The 16,479-nt window shown below is 71.8% G+C and carries 15 protein-coding genes; 9 read left to right on the plus strand and 6 right to left on the minus strand.

All coding sequences use genetic code 11. The features are described 5' to 3' along the window. Window positions 1–39: 39 nt before the first annotated feature. The 4 genes from FS641_RS16605 to FS641_RS16620 all read left to right on the plus strand — a co-directional run bounded on the left by FS641_RS16605 (window position 40) and on the right by FS641_RS16620 (window position 5,066). Entirely contained in the window at window positions 40–2,181 is a 2,142-nt protein-coding gene (locus tag FS641_RS16605; RefSeq protein WP_144765837.1) for a hydantoinase/oxoprolinase family protein, read from the plus strand. After that, entirely contained in the window at window positions 2,178–2,801 is a 624-nt protein-coding gene (locus tag FS641_RS16610) for a hypothetical protein (protein WP_222122121.1), read from the plus strand. The genes FS641_RS16605 and FS641_RS16610 overlap by 4 nt, the downstream gene beginning before the upstream one ends. A gap of 3 nt (window positions 2,802–2,804) precedes the next feature. Further along, the gene (locus FS641_RS16615; protein ID WP_144765839.1) at window positions 2,805–4,112 is read left to right on the plus strand and encodes a transporter; all 1,308 of its coding nucleotides are present in this window, start codon (window positions 2,805–2,807) and stop codon (window positions 4,110–4,112) included. Between the two features lie 96 nt (window positions 4,113–4,208). Beyond that, on the plus strand, window positions 4,209–5,066 hold the full coding sequence (locus tag FS641_RS16620) for a DUF3761 domain-containing protein (protein WP_260855896.1): 858 nt from the start codon (window positions 4,209–4,211) through the stop codon (window positions 5,064–5,066). Window positions 5,067–5,097: 31 nt separating this feature from the next. Here the strand turns inward: FS641_RS16620 and FS641_RS16625 are convergent, their stop codons facing one another. Next, entirely contained in the window at window positions 5,098–5,655 is a 558-nt protein-coding gene (locus tag FS641_RS16625) for an MOSC domain-containing protein (RefSeq protein WP_144765840.1), read from the minus strand. A gap of 77 nt (window positions 5,656–5,732) precedes the next feature. Between FS641_RS16625 and FS641_RS16630 the strand changes: the two genes are divergently transcribed. Then, window positions 5,733–7,310, plus strand: coding sequence for a phospholipase D-like domain-containing protein (locus FS641_RS16630; protein WP_144765842.1), 1,578 nt, complete (start codon window positions 5,733–5,735; stop codon window positions 7,308–7,310). A gap of 72 nt (window positions 7,311–7,382) precedes the next feature. Here FS641_RS16630 and FS641_RS16635 read toward each other — a convergent pair whose 3' ends face one another. The 3 genes from FS641_RS16635 to FS641_RS18200 form a co-directional block, all read right to left on the minus strand. Next, window positions 7,383–8,864, minus strand: coding sequence for an LCP family protein (locus tag FS641_RS16635; RefSeq protein WP_144765844.1), 1,482 nt, complete (start codon window positions 8,862–8,864; stop codon window positions 7,383–7,385). Window positions 8,865–8,930: 66 nt separating this feature from the next. After that, window positions 8,931–9,746, minus strand: coding sequence for an alpha/beta hydrolase (locus tag FS641_RS16640; protein WP_186317811.1), 816 nt, complete (start codon window positions 9,744–9,746; stop codon window positions 8,931–8,933). Continuing rightward, entirely contained in the window at window positions 9,737–10,126 is a 390-nt protein-coding gene (locus FS641_RS18200; protein ID WP_186317812.1) for a hypothetical protein, read from the minus strand. The genes FS641_RS16640 and FS641_RS18200 overlap by 10 nt, the downstream gene beginning before the upstream one ends. A 215-nt stretch (window positions 10,127–10,341) precedes the next feature. On the opposite strand from FS641_RS18200, the gene FS641_RS16645 reads away from it, so the two are divergent. After that, on the plus strand, window positions 10,342–11,319 hold the full coding sequence (locus tag FS641_RS16645) for an SDR family NAD(P)-dependent oxidoreductase (protein WP_144765848.1): 978 nt from the start codon (window positions 10,342–10,344) through the stop codon (window positions 11,317–11,319). Between the two features lie 44 nt (window positions 11,320–11,363). After that, window positions 11,364–11,585: a hypothetical protein gene (locus tag FS641_RS16650; RefSeq protein ID WP_186317813.1), complete on the plus strand. Its 222-nt coding sequence runs from the start codon at window positions 11,364–11,366 to the stop codon at window positions 11,583–11,585. 7 nt (window positions 11,586–11,592) lie between these two features. Here FS641_RS16650 and FS641_RS16655 read toward each other — a convergent pair whose 3' ends face one another. Together FS641_RS16655 and FS641_RS16660 are read right to left on the minus strand one after the other, a co-directional pair. After that, a complete protein-coding gene (locus tag FS641_RS16655; RefSeq protein WP_144765852.1) occupies window positions 11,593–13,143 on the minus strand; it encodes an MFS transporter in 1,551 nt (516 codons plus the stop codon). A gap of 126 nt (window positions 13,144–13,269) precedes the next feature. Then, a complete protein-coding gene (locus FS641_RS16660; RefSeq protein WP_144765854.1) occupies window positions 13,270–13,713 on the minus strand; it encodes a hypothetical protein in 444 nt (147 codons plus the stop codon). 218 nt (window positions 13,714–13,931) lie between these two features. On the opposite strand from FS641_RS16660, the gene FS641_RS16665 reads away from it, so the two are divergent. Next, window positions 13,932–15,389: a DUF6421 family protein gene (locus FS641_RS16665; RefSeq protein ID WP_144765856.1), complete on the plus strand. Its 1,458-nt coding sequence runs from the start codon at window positions 13,932–13,934 to the stop codon at window positions 15,387–15,389. Then, window positions 15,386–16,459 (plus strand): low specificity L-threonine aldolase, encoded by a 1,074-nt coding sequence (locus FS641_RS16670; RefSeq protein ID WP_144765858.1) that lies wholly within the window; start codon window positions 15,386–15,388, stop codon window positions 16,457–16,459. The genes FS641_RS16665 and FS641_RS16670 overlap by 4 nt, the downstream gene beginning before the upstream one ends. Window positions 16,460–16,479 lie beyond the last annotated feature (20 nt).

Here is a 16,479-nt window from a genome sequence, read left to right on the forward strand (position 1 = left end):
GCTCCTGACGCTCCACCTCACCCGAAAGGTCACGACGACGTGAAACCCAACGCACTGCGCATCGGCATCGACGTCGGTGGCACGTTCACCGACGCGGTCGCCATCGACGCCGCCACCCTGCAGCTCATCGGGCAGGCCAAGGTCCCCACCAGCCACGACCACCCCGACGGGGTCGCGCACGGCATCGTCGCTGCGCTCCACCAGGTGCTCGAACGCATCGGCCGCTCCGCCGAGGACGTCGTGTTCCTGGCACACGGCACCACCCAGGCGACGAACGCCCTGCTCGAGGGCGACGTCGATCCGGTCGGTCTCATCGGCATCGGGACCGGCCCCGCGGGCTTCTTCGCGAAGCGCCTCCGCCGGCTGGCGAAGATCGAGATCGCGGACGGGAAGAAGCTCCCCGTGGCGTACGAGCACGTCCCCCGCGCCGACGACGACGGGCACGTGGACGGGGTCCTCGACCGCTTCGAACGGGCCGGCATCCGGTCGCTCGTCGTCACCGAGCCGTTCTCCGTCGACGACCCGATCGGCGAGCAGCGCGTCGCCGATCGGGCGCGTGCCCGCGGGTTCCTCGTGACCGCGACCCACGACATCAGCTCGCTCTACGGGTTGAGCAAGCGGACGCGGACCGCCGTCCTCAACGCCGTGATCCTGCCGCGGATGTTCGCCACGGCGGACCTGGTGCAGTCGAGCATCGACGCGGCCGGCATCACGGCACCGCTCATGGTGATGCGGTGCGACGGCGGTGTGATGTCCCTCGACGAGATGCGCCGGCGCCCGCTGCTCACGGTGCTGTCCGGTCCCGCAGCCGGCGTCGCCGGGGCGCTGATGCAGGAGAAGCTCTCCGACGGCGTCTTCCTCGAGACCGGCGGGACCTCGACCGACATCTCGGTCATCCGCCGCGGCAAGGTCGCGGTGCAGTACACCGAGTTCGGCGGCAGCTCGACGTACCTGTCGGCGCTCGACGTCCGCACCGTCGGCGTCGGTGGCGGGTCCATGGTCCGCATCCAGACGGGAGGCTCGGCGCAGGTCACGCACGTCGGCCCGCGCAGCGCGCACATCGCGGGGCTCCCCTACGCGTGCTTCGCGACGCTCGCTGACCTGGACGGCGCCACCCTGTCGACGGTCGCGCCGGTCGACGGCGATCCGGCCGACCACGCCGTCGTCGACGCCGCCGGTGGCCGTTTCGCGGTCACGATGACCTGTGCCGCCAACGCGCTCGGCCTGGTCCCGGACACGGACTACGCACACGCCGACCGGGCGGTGGCACGAGCCGCGCTCGCGCCACTCGCGAGCGCCCTCGGGACCGACGTCGACGGCGCCGCACGTGCAGTGCTCGACGCCGGGGTCGCGCCCGTCCGCGCCGTCGTCGAGCGCATGGTCGAGGACTACCGGATCCCCGAGGAGACCGTGCTGCTCGTGGGCGGTGGTGGCGGTGCCACATCGGTCACCCCGTACGCCGGGGAGCGCTCGGGCAAGCCCTGGCGGATCGCCGACCACAGCGAGGTCATCAGCCCCATCGGCGTCGCGCTCGCCCTCATCCGCGAGCAGGTCGAGCGGGTGATCCCCGGTGCCACCGACGAGCAGATCCTCGCCGTCCGGCGTGAGGCCGAACAGGCGGTGATCAGCCAGGGAGCAGCACCGGCAGAGGTGTCCGTCGACGTCACCGTCGACCCGCAGTCGAACACCGTCCGCGCCGTCGCGACCGGGGCGACCGAACTCCGCACGCAGGACCGGACGGCACGCCTCACCGAGGACGACCTCCGTGCGGTCGCGGCCGACAGCCTCGGCGTCGACCGGCACGTGGTGACCGTGCTCGCGTCGACCGACAGCCACGTGGTGTTCGGCGGACCGGAGGAGCGTCGGTTCCTCCGGAAGCCGAAGCACCCCGTCCGGGTCCTCGACCGCGACGGCGTCATCCGCTTCGCGTCGAGCGACGCCCGGGTGGACCAGACCACGGCGGGCGCCGGTGCCGAGGCCATCCCCCGGCTCATCGGCGAGCACACCTCCTACGGCGACGGCGGGTCCCGTGCACCCGCGCTCCAGCTCCTTGTCGGGCCCCGCATCGCCGACCTGTCCGGGGTGCTCGACGAGTCGCAGCTCGTGTCGCTCGCGCGGACCGAGGTCGAGTCCCACGACCGGGCCGAGTCGCTCGTCGCGGTGCTCGAGGTCCGGTCGTGAGCGTCGTGGTCGAGGCGGCGTCGCTGCGCGCTCTCGAGGACGTCGGCGACACCGAGCTCGGCGCCCGGCTGCTCCGAGGCGTCCCGACGAACGAGTCCCGCAGCGACGAGGAACTGCTGCGGCACGCCACCCGGGCGACCGTCTTCGGCGGGGCGCTGGCCACCGCGCCCCCCGGAGGTTCAGGTGCACCCGAGGTCGTCGAGCACGAGGGCGGGCTCGACGCGGCACTCCTCGCGCAGTACGACGCACGCCAGCACCGCATCGACCTGTTCACCGACACGATCGCGTTCTGCGAGGCACTCGTCGACGACCTCGGGTGGCGCCGCCTCTTCCCGGTGGGCAGCATCCGGGCCGCGGCCGTCGAGCACGAGCGGGCACACCACCTCGTCACGGCCGACCGGTCACGTGGCCTCCGCGCGGCACTCGACCACGAAGTGTTCCGGGTGGGTCGGTTCCGCCGACTCGCCTACATCGCCGGCACCGACGAGGTCGCCGCGCACGCCTTCGCCACCAGGAGCCTCGGACTCGACAGGTCTCCACTCCTGATCACCGCAGCGGCAACGGCCGCGATCCGGACGCGCAGAGACGCGCGCACCGCACCGAACCCGAAGGAGCACTGACCCATGGGCATCGCAATCATCGTCATCATGGCGATCGGGGTCGCCCTGATCCTGACCGGCAAGCTCCCCACGGCGTTCGCCCTCGTGCTGCTCGCGGTGGCGATCGCCCTCGCGGGCGGCGCTTCGTTCGTCGGGGCCGAGAACAGCGTGTTGACCACGGTGATCCAGAACGGTGCGATCACCCTCGCATCCACGATGATCGCCATCCTGCTCGGGTCCTGGCTCGGGTCGCTGATGCGGGACACCGCGATCGCGTCGACCCTGGTCCGCAAGACCGTCGAGTTCGGTGGTGACCGCCCCGTCGTGATCGCACTCGGCGTGCTGGTGATCTCGGCCCTGTGCGGCGCGGTGACCGGCTCGGCACCCGCCGCACTGCTCGCCGGCGTCATCGGGATCCCGGCGATGATCGCAGTCGGCGTGCCGAAGGTCACCGCCGCCGGGACGATCCTGATGGGCATCGGTGCCGGGGTGCCGTTCGAGCTGCCGGTCTGGCAGTTCTTCTCGACCGCGCTGCACCTCCCCGTGCCGCAGGTGCGCTCGTTCATGATCCTGCTCTTCCCGTTCGCCGCCGCCGCAGCGGTGGCCTACGTCATCGTCGAGACCCGACGTCGGGGCACCGTGCATGCCTGGTCACTCGCCGCTCCCGCGGACTCCGTTCCCGCGGGCTCTGCCCCCGTCGCGCGGAGTCGGCGTCGCCGTCTCGGCGACGCACCCTGGTTCGCACTGCTGACCCCGCTCGTGCCGATCGTCCTGGCGCTCGTGCTGCAGGTCCCGATCATCCCCTCGCTGCTCGCCGGCGTGCTGTTCGCCGTCGTCACGACGACCCGTCCAGGGCTCTGGGGCACCACCCTGCTCCGGTCCCTCTACGACGGCTTCAAGGTGGCCGCGCCGCCGATCACCCTGTTCATCGCGATCGGCATGCTCCTCGCGGCGGTCGGACTGCCGGGGTCGGTCGCCGCGCTCCGCCCGATCGTCGAGACCGTCGCGCCGACCAACATCTGGCTCTACGTCATCGTGTTCTCGGTGCTCGTCCCGCTCTGCCTGTACCGCGGGCCGCTGAACATCTTCGGGCTCGGCGCGGGCATCGCCGGCGCGATGACGGCCATCGGTTTCTACTCGCCGATGGCGGTCCTCGGGCTGATGACCTCGTACAACCAGGTGTTCGGGGTCGCGGACCCGACGAGCACCCAGACGGTGTGGGCGTCCCAGTACGCGGGCGTCTCGCCGCAGGCCGTCATGCTCCGGGTCCTGCCGTACGTGTGGGTCGTGGCGATCGCCGGCATCGTCCTGTCGGCCGTGCGCTACCTCTGACCCCCTGGACGCGGCTCGCTCCCACCCCGAACGGGGGCGAGCCGCGCGTTCCGACACCCTCCAGACTTGCGGTGTTCTCAACTCTGGAGGAACGCGATGTCCCGACCCCGTACCGACGGCACACAGCCGCCGCACACCCGCACGCGCCGGCTGCCGGTGACGACCTGGGTGGGCATCGTCGGCACCGCCCTCGCCGCCCTGATCGGTCTCGCCACCGGCGGCGTCTGGACGATGGTCCTGATGGCGTCCCTGGTGGTCCTCGCCACCACGGTCTACGGCGTCCTCTTCCGTCGCACGACGTGGCTCTGCCTCCCCCGGAAGCGGACCGCAGCCGGCATCGCTGCGGCGGTCGCGTTCGTCGTGCTCATCGGCTCGTCGTCCGCCTACGGCGCGGCCCACCCCGAGCTGTCGACGACCGCCGCGCACCCCGCAGCGGTCGTGGCAGCCGTCCCGTCGGCCGCACCGACGAAGCACCGGACACCGACACCGACCCCGACACCCACGCCCACGCCGGTCGTGACGACGAAGACGATCACCGAGACCCTGCCGATCCCGTTCACGTCGACGACCGTCGAGAACGCGACCCTGGCCCAGGGCTCCTCGTCGGTCACGACCGCGGGGGTGGACGGGGTCGAGACCAAGACCTGGACGGTGTCGCTCACCGACGGTGTCGAGACGGGCCGCACCCTCGCGAGCGACGTCACGACGACTCCGCCCGTCGCACAGGTGACGACGGTGGGGACGTACGTGGCGCCGCCGCCCCCGGCACCCGCCGCGCCGACCTGCACGAACGGCACCTACACGAACAGCGCCGGTGCCACCGTCTGCCGCCCCGAGGTGTCGAGCACGGCACCGAGCGGCGCGACGGCGAAGTGCGTCGACGGGACCTACAGCTTCAGCCAGTCGCGGCGCGGTACCTGTTCGTCACACGGCGGCGTCGCGTCCTGGCTCTGAGCGCGTCCACCGAGCGGGACACGCCCCCTGGTCACACCGGTGCCAGCTGCTCCCGTTCCCCGACGGGCAGCTCGACGCGCACGTCGTCGCCGGCACGGACGACGCCACCCGTGACGACCACGGCCATCACCCCGCCCTTGCGCTCGACGGAGCCGTCCTCGGCACGCCCGAGCACCGCGCGGAGCAGGCCCGGCTCGAAGCCGTTGATCTGCTGACACGGGTTCCGCAGCCCGGTGACCCGGACGCATGCGTCAGCGCCGAGGTGCAGCAGGGTGCCGGTCGGCAGCCCGAGCAGGTCGATCCCCCGGGTCGTGACGTTCTCGCCCATCTGCCCGGGCGCGACCGCGAACCCCGCTGCGGCGACCTCGTCGAACAGCTCCGCGTGGATGAGGTGGACCTGGCGGAGGTTCGGCTGCGACGGGTCCCGGGCGACCCGGGAACGGTGCTGCACCGTCGTGCCCGCGTGCGCGTCGCCCTCCACACCCCACCCCGCGATCAGGGTGATCTCGTCCACCACCGGCTTGCTGAAGCGGTGGTCGTCGTCCCGGCTCACCGAGACCACGCTCGGTCGGTCGTCCTCGTCCGTCATGCTCCGATCATGGCACCTGAGTGAACCGGAGCAGAGGCCACCGCACGCCCGGGATCGCGCGCCCGTAGTGTTCGGGTGTGCGTACCGATCCACGTCACTGGTTCCTCGCCCGCGACGAACGCGGCAACACCGCCACCGACGTGCACGCCGGCCGGGACGACGCCGCCCCGTGGTCCGAGGGCAACCTCGTCCGACCGCTGGTGCACGGTGCGCCGTACTTCGCCCGGATCCACGACGAGCTCACCGCCCTGCAGCCGGGCGACCGCGTGTGGTTCACGGACTGGCGCGGCGACGCCGACGAGCGCCTCCTGCCGGACGGTCCGACGATCGGCGATCTGCTCGCGGACCGCGCCCGGGCGGGCGTCGAGGTGCGCGGACTCATCTGGCGTTCCCACGGTGAACGTGTCTCCGCCTCGATCAGCGCCCGGTCGAACGAGCTGCTCGGGCGCAAGATCAACGACGCCGGGGGTGAGGTCCTGCTCGACCAGCGCGTGCGCGTGTTCGGATCCCACCACCAGAAGTTCTTCGTGATCCAGCACCGTGCGGACCCGTCGCGGGACGTCGCGTTCGTCGGTGGCATCGACCTCTCGCACAGCCGCCGCGACGACGCCGGGCACGAGGGCGACCCGCAGCCCGTGTCGATCGACCCGAGGTACGGCGGGCGTCCGGCCTGGCACGACGCATCGATGGAGCTCCGCGGTCCGGTCGTCGCCGACGTCCTCGCGGTGTTCGCCGAGCGGTGGGACGACCCACATCCCCTCGACCGGAGCCTGCCGTACCGGATGTTGCTGCAGCGCCTGACACACATGCCCCGCCACCCGCAGCCCCTCCCCGAGCGCACGCCCCCGCCGCCGCCAGCTGGGGACCACGCCGTGCAGCTGCTCCGCACGTACGGGGTCAAGCGCCCGCCGTTCCCGTTCGCCCCCGAGGGTGAGCGGAGCATCGCCCGCGCCTACGCCAAGGCGTTCTCGCGTGCGCGGTCCCTGCTGTACATCGAGGACCAGTACCTCTGGTCCCGCGAGGTCGCGTCCGGCATCGCCGAGGCGCTCGAGCGGAACCGGGACCTCCGGGTCGTCATCGTGGTGCCGCGTTGGCCGAACTCCGACGGCCCCCTCGGCGGGCCACCGAGCCGCCTCGGGCAGATCGAGGCGATGCGCACGCTCCGCCGGACCGCTCCGGACCGCGTCGGCGTGTTCGACCTCGAGCACGAGTCCGGGCACCCGATCTACATCCACGCGAAGATCTGCGTCGTCGACGACGAGTGGTGCACGATCGGGTCGGACAACTTCAACCGCCGGTCGTGGACGACGGACAGCGAGTTGACCTGTGCGGTCGTCGACGGCGGTGACGGCGACGGATCACTCGCGCGGGACCTCCGCCTGCAGCTCTGGGCCGAACACCTCGCGACGACGCCGGACGACCCGGCGCTGCTCGGCTCCGGGGCGGCGCTGCTGGACCACTGGCGGTCACGGGCGACGGCGCTCGACCACTGGCACGAGGACGGCGAGCCCGGCCCGCGGCCGCCCGGCCGGATCCGGATGCACGAACCGGAACCCGTCTCGGCGCTGCAGCGCCTCTGGGCGCGCCCGGCCGCCGCGCTGGCGGTGGACCCGGACGGGCGACCGCGCCGGTTGCGGGGCTCGACCCGCTTCTGACGGTCGCCCCGCTCATGACGGGAGGCTCGGCGCGCGTCGTGCACCGAGCCTCCCGTCCGTCGCGTCTGCCGGTCAGTTGACGCAGGTGCCCTGGTCGCCATAGGCCTTGCCGACCGGCGTCTGCGACGGCGACGCCGTCGGCGCGCTCGGCGCCGTCGTCGCACCGGTGGTCGGTCCGGAGGCCGGAGCGGTCTGCCCGGTCGTCACGGTGTGACCGTCGGTCCCGAGCACCAGCGTGACGCCGGACACCGTGGTCGACGGCACGGCGACCGCACCGGGGACGACGTCGGCGACGGCCTTCGCCTGCGCCTCCGACCCCTTCGGGTACTCGACCACGGTCTGCGTCGTCGTCGTGGTGTCCGCCGGCGGGCCGACCTGGAACCCCGCGGCGGTGAGCGCGGTCGACGCCTCGGTCGCGCCGCGCGGCAGCGAGCCGCCGTTCTCGACGTCGACGTGCACGCTCGACGGCGCCGCGGCGGTCGCCGACGTGTAGGCCGCAGGAGGCCCGACGATGCCCTGGATGAAGGCGGGCAGGGCAGCGAAGTCGACCGCGACGGTCGAGTAGCCGTCGATCATCGGCGTGCCCGTCGTGGGGATGGTCGTCGACCGGATGTCCGACAGGTCGATGCTCCGGAACGTGTTCACCAGGCTCGGGATGCTGAGACCGTCGTCGATCTGCACCGCGTCGCCCACGCCGTGCAGCAGGTTCGACACCTTCACGGGGTTGAGGAGCGTGCCAGCGGAGAGCGCCTCCTTCGCCTCCTGCGACAGGAAGTACTGCTGGCGGACCTCGCGGTCGAGGTCACCACGCGGCAGGCCGTCGCGCTGGCGCACGAACGAGAGGGCCTGCGAGGCGTTCAACGTGGAGTTCCCGGCGGGGAGGTCGGTGTTCGAGTTCGGGTCGTCGACCGCCTTGTTCAGACAGACCTGGATCGGTCCGAGCGCCTTGACGATCTGGTAGAAGCCGAGGAGCGACACCCGCACGAAGTGGTCGATCGACAGGCCGCTGATGTTCTCGATCGTCTGGATGAGCAGCCGCATGCCGCCGGCGTCGCCGCCGCCGTTCGCCGCGCCGTCCGAGAAGGCACTGTTGAGCTTGAACGTGCCGTGCCCGGGGATCGGCACCCACGAGTCACGCGGGAACGAGATCATCGTCGCGCTCCCGCCGCCGGCCGGGATGTGCAGCACGATCATCGTGTCGGTGTTCGTGGCACCGCCGTCGAGCTGGGTGCCGAGCTCGGCGAGTTCCTCCGGGGTCGCGTCGGCCGGACGGTGGTCGTCGCCCACGAGCAGGATGTTCTCAGCCGCCCCGTCGACGTCGGCACCTGCCGAGGCCGTCGGGTGCGGGAGCGCCAGGTGCACCTTCGTCACGCTGTCGTCGAGCTGCGTGTACGACCACGCCGCGTACCCGCCGGTGAGGACCAGGACCATCGCGAGCACGCCGCCGATCGCGGGCAGGATGCGGAGCCGGCTGCGACGCTGCCGTCCGTGCCGCACTGCAGGCGAGCGCTGCAGCACGACGTCGGACTCGGGGTCGCCAAGGGGGTTCGACATGGCGACACCCTAGGGCGGGCTCCGTGAGGCGACCGTGAAACGGCACGTGCTCGCCACCGGGAACGCTCAGGAACGCGCTGACACCGCGTGGAACCAGCCGGCGATGCGGCCGATCGCCGCGTCGAAGGCGTCGAGCTGCGGTCGGTTCAGGAAGGCATGGCGGGTCCCGGGGAGCACGTGCCGCTCGACCTCGACACCGGCCGTGGCGAGCTCGCTGGCGAACCGGTCGCCGGAGGCGCGCATGGCGTCGTGGTCGGCGTTGACGACGAGCGTGCGGGGGAAGCCGGTGAGGTCGTGGCCACCGGGGAAGGCGTGGCGCTCTCCCAGCGCTCGGGTCGAGCCCGCGTAGTTGCGGTTGGCGACGTCCAACGCCCAGGCGGCGTGGGCGACACGGCGGTGCCCTCGGGAACGCATCCGCGGGTCGCGCACCCGCGGGTGCCTGGCGTGGAAGAACCCGTAGGCGAACACCGCACCGGCCGGGGGCGACCCGGCGTCCACGGCCAGGAGCACGGCGGCCGCAGCGAGGCACGCGCCCGCGCTCGCACCCCCGAGGACGACCCCGTGGGGTGAGCGTCCGAGCACCTCGTGGTGCGCGGTGACCACGTCGTCGAGCGGCAGCGGGAAGCGCACCCGTGGTCGCCGGGCACCGCTCGATGTGACCCGCCCGACGAACGGGACCGGGGCGAGGCGGTGGTCCACCGTGGCGACCCGCACGCCGCGGTCGGCGAGTGCACGGGCGACGGCGTCGGCCTCCGGCTGGTCCAGCACACCCCGGAAGAACCCACCGCCGTGCACCCAGAGCAGCGTCGGCGTCGACGACACCGCAGGTCGTGGCGGGTCGTACCAGCGGACCGGGACCGCCGGGTCGGTGCTCAGAACCACCGGAGGACGAACTGCTCGAGGACGTTCCGCGCGACGCCGACGACACCGTGCGCCGGTTCGCCGGAGTCGCGTCCGACGGCCTGCCGCATCGCCGTCTGCGCGGCGCGGTACTCGGTTCGTTCGGCTCCGGAGAACCCGTCGGGTGGGGTGGTCTGCTGCGCGCTGATGGCGACGAGGCGCCGGAGCCCGATGCGGAAGCCGATGGGCCGTGGTGCCGCCTGGAGGATCTGCACGAGCTGCTCGTGGGAGAAGCGGTCGGCAGTACCCGCGGCCTCGGCGATGAAGTCGGTGAGGCCGCGGAGTCCGGCGTCGGAGTGCACCGACCGGAGCTGCACGAGCCGGGCACGACTGCACAGGTCGTACAACAGTGCTTCGTCCATCGCGGTCCCCTCCCGACTGCCGGCACCGAGCCTGGCACACGTCAGTGTCGGCCCGCCACCGGCGGTGCCGCGCTGCAGCCCGAGGCCAGCGCGCTGCACCGTAACGGAATCGTCTTCCGTTTGGCCTTGCTTTCCGGAAAGCCGTTCCGTATCGTGACGTGAGGTCGCCCTGTCACGGCGACCACGACCTCCAGGACGACGAGAGCAGGACGCACGTGATCACCGACCAGCACCCCATCGGATCGGGCTTCGGCCCGACGTCGACCGCCGACGACGTCCTCGCCGGCGTGGACCTCACCGGACGCACCGTCGTCGTCACCGGCGGCCACAGCCGACTCGGCCACGAGGTGAGCCGCGCCCTCGCGGCAGCCGGCGCTTCGGTGACCGTCGCCGCCCGCGACGTCGAACGCGGGGCCGCCGCCGTCCGCGACGTCCCGGGCGTGGAGGTCGAACAGCTCGACCTCACCGACCCGGCGTCGATCGACGCCTTCGCCGAGCGGTGGCTCGCCTCCGGACGCCCGCTCCACGCGCTGGTGAACAACGCCGCAACCCTGTTCACACCGGAGCTCCAGCGCGACGCGCGCGGCAACGAACGGTCGTTCTCGACGGCGCACCTCGGCCACTTCCAGCTCACGCGGGCACTCCTCCCCGCCCTCCTGGAGGCTCGTAGAGCGCGAGTCCTCACCGTCACGTCCGGCGCGGCCCGGTTCGGGCAGATCCGGTGGGACGACCTGGCGTTCGCCGACGGGTACGACCCGGGTGCGGCCTACGGACAGGCCAAGCGCGCGAACGTCCTGTTCACCGTCGAGCTCGACCGCCGGTACGCCGGTACGGGCATCCGCGCGTTCGCCGCGCACCCCGGCGTGGTCATCGGCCCCGGCCCGCACGCCCCGGAACGGATCGACTCGTACCGGGCGCAGGGGCTGGTCGACGCCGACGGCACGACCGTCATCGACCCGGAGAACGGCAAGAAGACGATCGAGCAGGGCGCGGCGACGATCGTGTTCGGCGCCGTGAGCCCGGTGCTCGACGGGGTCGGCGGCGTCTACCTCAAGGACGGCGAGGTCGCACCGCTCGACGACGAGATCCGGCCGCTCACCGCCGACAGCATCCCCGCGGACGCGAACTCGGCGATGCTCGACGCCGAGGACGCCCGTCGGCTGTGGGCCGTGAGCGAGGCACTACTCGCCTGATGTCCCCGGCGGACCACGCCCCTCGGGATCGGACGCGCGCCACGATGCGCGACGACGCGAGCTGGCAGCGCGGGCACCGAGCGGCGTTCCTCCCGATGTGCGTCGCGGCCGCCGTGGCACTCGCGCTCGGTGTCGTCTGCATCGTGGTCGGACGTGCCGACGACGTCGGCACCACCGTCCTGGCCGCGGGCGTGCTCGTCGCGGGCGCCCTCTGGGGAGCCGCCGCCGCGGGACGGGCCGTGCGGCGGGGTCCTGACGAGGACTGACCCGGCGTCAGACGGTCGCCTCGGTTCCCCGGACCTTCCCGACGACCACGTCGACGATCCCCGCGATCATCGCTGCGGCCACGAACCCGAGGGAGACGCCGAGCCCGAGGGGCAGCCCGTTCGCGTAGTCCCCGTGCGAGTCCGCCAGGGCCGAGTAAAAGACGCTGCCGACGGCCGCGATGCCGATCGCGGAACCGACCCGCGCGCCGACCTGGATGAGCCCGCCGGCGGAGCCGCCCTGCTCGACCGGCACCTCCGACAGGGTCAGGGTCTGGTTCGGCGAGATGGTCAGTCCGGAGCCGATGCCAGCCACGAGCAGCGGTGCGACGAGCCACCAGCCGAGGTCGGACTCGTAGTGGTTCGCGACGACCCACACGACGGCACCGAGGCCGATGAGCACGAGGATCGTCCCGACGACGATGAGGTGGCGCCCGAAGCGGTGCACCACGCGGCCGCCGATCGTCGCCGCGATCCCGGACCCGATCGCGAACGGCACGGAGGCGACGCCAGCCATGAGCGCCGAGTAGTGCAGCCCGGACTGCAGGGCCAGCGTCAGGACGAAGAACAGCGGGGTGAAGCCGGCGAAGTACAGCGTCGCGAGCCCGACACCCAGGGAGAACGACCGTCGACGGAACAGCCCGAGGTCGATGACCGGCTCCTTGGTCCGCTGGTAACGCCGCTCCCAGAGCACGAAGACCACGCCGAGCACGACCGCGACGACCACGAGCCACCACTTCGCGTTGCTCTTCCACTGCTCGGACTGCACGAACGGCAGCAGCAGAGCGACGACCGCGGCACCGAGCAGCGCGATGCCGACCGGGTCGAAGTCGTGCTTCTTGCCGCGTTCGGACCGGCTCGCCGCCGGCAGGTAGCGGAAGGCCAGGAGGATCGTGACGAGTCCGAAGGGCAGGTTCACGAAGAAGACGAACCGCCATCCGTTCTCGGTCCCGAACGCGGTGATGAGCAGGCCGCCGATGAGCGGACCGATCGCGGTCGCGATGCCGACCGTCGCGCCGAACAGCCCGAACGCGGTCCCCCGCTCCTTGCCGCGGAACAGCTGCTGGATGAGCGCGGTGACCTGCGGCGTGAGCAGACCGCCCGCGAGCCCCTGCACCAGCCGGGCGATGACGAGCACGAGGCCGTTCGGAGCGAACCCGCACAGGGCACTCGCGAGGGTGAAGAGTCCCACGCCGATGACGAACATCCGGCGTCGGCCGGAGGCGTCACCGAGGCGGCCGCCGGGCACGAGCAGCAGACCGAACGACAGGGCGTAGCCCGAGAGGATCCACTGCACGGCCTCGGGCGAGGCACCGGGGAGTCCCTTCGAGATCGACTGCAGCGCGACGTTGACGATCGAGACGTCGAGGAGCACGATCCCGCCGCCGAGCAGGCAGATGACGAGGGCCTTCCAGCGGTTCGGGTCGGGCTGGTCACCGGAGTCCTGCTGCGGACGGTCCGGCGTCTGCGGCTCCTCCGCCGTCGCGACGTGGTGGGCCTCGTGGTGCGGGGCGGTGGGAGCCGTATCGGGCTCGACGGGTTTGCGGTGTTCGGCTGCCATGACGCCCTCACGCTAGGCTCCGGCCCCTGTCCGAGCGGGGTACACCGACCCCGGACAGCGCGGATCGGCGCACTCCCTTGCCGGATCATCAGGTTCCCGAGCGCGCCGGTTCCGCCGGCGGAGGGGTCACTCGGACCGTCGCACCCGTCGCCGGAGCCGCAGGACGACCACGAGCACGAGGAAGCACAACGCCGTGCACGTCAGGACGACCACACCGCCCCAGGTCGTGGAGGACATCCGCTGCGCGAAGAACGCGCCCACCAGGAGCCCGAGACCGACGACGACACCGAGCAGCAGGAGGGCGCACGTGGGTTCGAGCCAGCGCTGCGCCAGCAGCGAGTTCCGGTCGACCGGCTGGCCGCGGTCCAGGCGGGTCCGGGCGAGGTCCTCTCGCTCGCGGATCGGGATGCCGATCGCCGGACCCCAGAACGCCACGAGCGCCGTGCCGTACCCAGGGGCGAGCAGGACCAGCAGCCCGAGCGACACGACTGCGCCGACCAGGTACCACCACGGGAAGACCCGGCGCACCGGTACCGGGAACCGCCGGTCGCGCGTCGTCCGCTCCGCCATGGGTCCAACCTATCCGGGTCTCCGTGAGGAATCAGCGGGGTCGGATCGGCGGATCGTTGCGTCGCAGCATCGACGATCTGCGCGGTCGGCAGGAACGCGCAGGAATCTGCCGGGAAGTGGCAACAAACCGCTTCCCGATCCTCCCTAGGCTCATCGCAAGACCCGGTTCCTCGCAGGATCGCTGCGGGCCGGCCGCACCCGATGACGGGAGGTTCGACATGTCACAGTTCGTCCAGGAGCCCACGCAGGACGCCATCGTCGGAGAGCCCGAGGTCGTCGAGGACCCCCTGTCGGTCCGTCAGGTGGCGGAGCTCCCCGCATGGCGGGCGCTCCGGGACACCGTCGTGGCGTTCCGTGCTCTGCAGGCCGCGGACGGCTCGGTACCGGACCAGTCGGACCACCGGACCGCGTCCGGGTACCTGGCCACGATCCTCCCGGCCGTCGCCGAACTGGCCCCGCACTTCCCGCACGACGCGGCGTACCTCGCCGCCCTGCATCGTGACTTCCAGCGGTGGGAACAGGAGGGGTTCGGGGTGCCGGACTTCCTCGACTCGCTGAACGCCTTCCAGCCGCAGCAGCACCGCGTCGACGGGCTCGGCCACCTGGTCGTGTTCCCGATGGTCACGCAGAACGGCAGTGCGTCGCGGCTCGTCGAGGCCCTGCTGGTCGAGGTGATCTGGCCGGAGTTCATCGCCGCGCTCGAGGCCGGCGACCACGGCAACGCACTCTTCGTCGCGCTGCGGTTCGTCGACTTCACCCCCGGGTACGACACGAACTCCGCGGTGCTCTTCCCGGAGACCGTGGCGATGCGCGAGATCCCGGCCTTCACCTGGGGCGCGATCTTCCAGGACCGCGAGGCAGCGCGCTACCGCCGTGTCGTCCGCGCCGCAGCCGAGATCACGAAGCTGGAGCTCCCCGCCGACGCCGCGGCGATGCTCGACGACCAGGAGCTCACGGAGCGGGTGTTCGTGATGTGGGACATCATCCACGACCGCTCGCACATGCGCGGCGACCTGCCGTTCGACCCGTTCATGATCAAGCAGCGCATGCCGTTCTTCCTCTACTCGCTCGAGGAACTGCGCTGCGACCTCACCGCGTTCCGCGAGTCCGTCCGACTCGAACGGTCGCTGTCTGAGCAGCCCGACGAGGACCTCGACCCGGCACAGCGCGCGATCCGCGACCACGCGCGACTGGTGCAGTACGCGGTGATCTTCGACCGCATCTTCCGCTTCGCGATCACCGGCAGCCGTGTCCGGAACTACGACGGGCTCGGCGGCCAGCTGCTCTTCGCGTGGCTGCACCAGCACGGGGTCCTGCACTGGACGGACACGCGGCTGACGATCGACTGGCCGGCCGTACCGGACGTCGTCATCGCGCTGAGTGACGAGATCAACGACCTGTACTGGCAGTCGATCGACCGTCCGAAGACGGCGCACTGGCTCGCCGCCCACGCGCTGGTGAGCCGGACGCTCACCCCGCACCCCGCCTCCCGGTGGGCCGCGGGACTGCCGACCGAGACCCTCGCCGGACCGCCGAAGGGCTACACCGACGCCGTGCTGGACGACGAGTTCCCCCTGTCGATGTTCTACGAGGCCCTCGACAAGAAGATGGCCGCCGTCATCGCGTCCACGGCGGGCATCACCGGCAGCGACCCCACTCCTAGGATGAATCCGTGACCCTTCGACTCCACGACCTGGACCTGCGGGGCTTCGCCTCGGACAACTACGCCGGCATCCACCCCGAGATCCTCGAGGCGATCACCGCGGCGAACGACGGCCACCAGATCGCCTACGGCGAGGACGTCTACACGGCGCGACTCAACGAGGTGATCCGCGAGCACTTCGGGCCGCAGGCCGAGGCCTTCCCGGTCTTCAACGGCACGGGTGCCAACGTGGTCGGGCTCCAGTCGATGCTGCCGCGGTGGGGTGCCGTCGTCTGCGCGTCGACCGCGCACATCAACACCGACGAGGCAGGCGCTCCCGAGCGCGTCGGCGGCATCAAGCTGCTGACCGTCGACGCCCCGGACGGCAAGCTCACGCCGGACCGCATCGACCAGCAGGCATGGGGCTGGGGCGACGAGCACCGCGCGCAGCCGCTCGTCGTGTCCATCACCCAGACGACCGAACTCGGCACGGCGTACTCCGTCGACGAGGTCCGCGCGATCGCGGACCACGTGCACGCCCTCGGCATGCGGCTGCACATGGACGGTGCGCGCATCTCGAACGCCGCGGCGACGCTCGGGCTCCCCCTGCGCGACTTCACCACCGACGCCGGTGTCGACGTGCTGAGCTTCGGCGGCACGAAGAACGGCATGCTCTACGGCGAGGCGATCGTCGTGCTGGACCCCGCGGCGTCGGAGGGCCTGCACTACCTCCGCAAGATGAACATGCAGCTGTCGTCGAAGATGCGGTTCGTGTCCGCGCAGCTCATCGCCCTGCTGACCGACGACCTCTACCTCCGGTCGGCATCGCACGCCAACGCCATGGCGCAGCGGCTCCGCGGCGCACTCGAGGCGGGGATCGCGGACGGCAGCATCACCGGCGTCGCGTTCAGCCAGGAGACCCAGGCGAACGGCGTGTTCGCGACGCTGCCCGCCGGCGTCGCCGACCGGCTCCGCGAGCACTTCCGCTTCTACGACTGGGACGCCGCGCGCAACGAGGTGCGGTGGATGTGCTCGTTCGACACGTCGGAGCAGGACATCGACGCGTTCGTCGCGGCGCTCGTGCGGGAGCTCGCGGCGGTCTGACGGACGGACCGTACGGTCCT

Source organism: Curtobacterium sp. 9128, from assembly GCF_007673775.1.
Lineage (GTDB): Bacteria > Actinomycetota > Actinomycetes > Actinomycetales > Microbacteriaceae > Curtobacterium.

Excerpts from the sequence above, each read along its gene's own strand:
- FS641_RS16615 (WP_144765839.1), top strand. The coding sequence starts at position 2,805 with ATGGGCATCGCAATCATCGTCATCATGGCGATCGGGGTCGCCCTGATC.
- FS641_RS16620 (WP_260855896.1), top strand. The coding sequence starts at position 4,209 with ATGTCCCGACCCCGTACCGACGGCACACAGCCGCCGCACACCCGCACG.
- FS641_RS16625 (WP_144765840.1), bottom strand. The coding sequence starts at position 5,655 with ATGACGGACGAGGACGACCGACCGAGCGTGGTCTCGGTGAGCCGGGAC.
- FS641_RS16635 (WP_144765844.1), bottom strand. The coding sequence starts at position 8,864 with ATGTCGAACCCCCTTGGCGACCCCGAGTCCGACGTCGTGCTGCAGCGC.
- FS641_RS18200 (WP_186317812.1), bottom strand. The coding sequence starts at position 10,126 with ATGGACGAAGCACTGTTGTACGACCTGTGCAGTCGTGCCCGGCTCGTG.
- FS641_RS16650 (WP_186317813.1), top strand. The coding sequence starts at position 11,364 with ATGCGCGACGACGCGAGCTGGCAGCGCGGGCACCGAGCGGCGTTCCTC.
- FS641_RS16655 (WP_144765852.1), bottom strand. The coding sequence starts at position 13,143 with ATGGCAGCCGAACACCGCAAACCCGTCGAGCCCGATACGGCTCCCACC.
- FS641_RS16660 (WP_144765854.1), bottom strand. The coding sequence starts at position 13,713 with ATGGCGGAGCGGACGACGCGCGACCGGCGGTTCCCGGTACCGGTGCGC.
- FS641_RS16665 (WP_144765856.1), top strand. The coding sequence starts at position 13,932 with ATGTCACAGTTCGTCCAGGAGCCCACGCAGGACGCCATCGTCGGAGAG.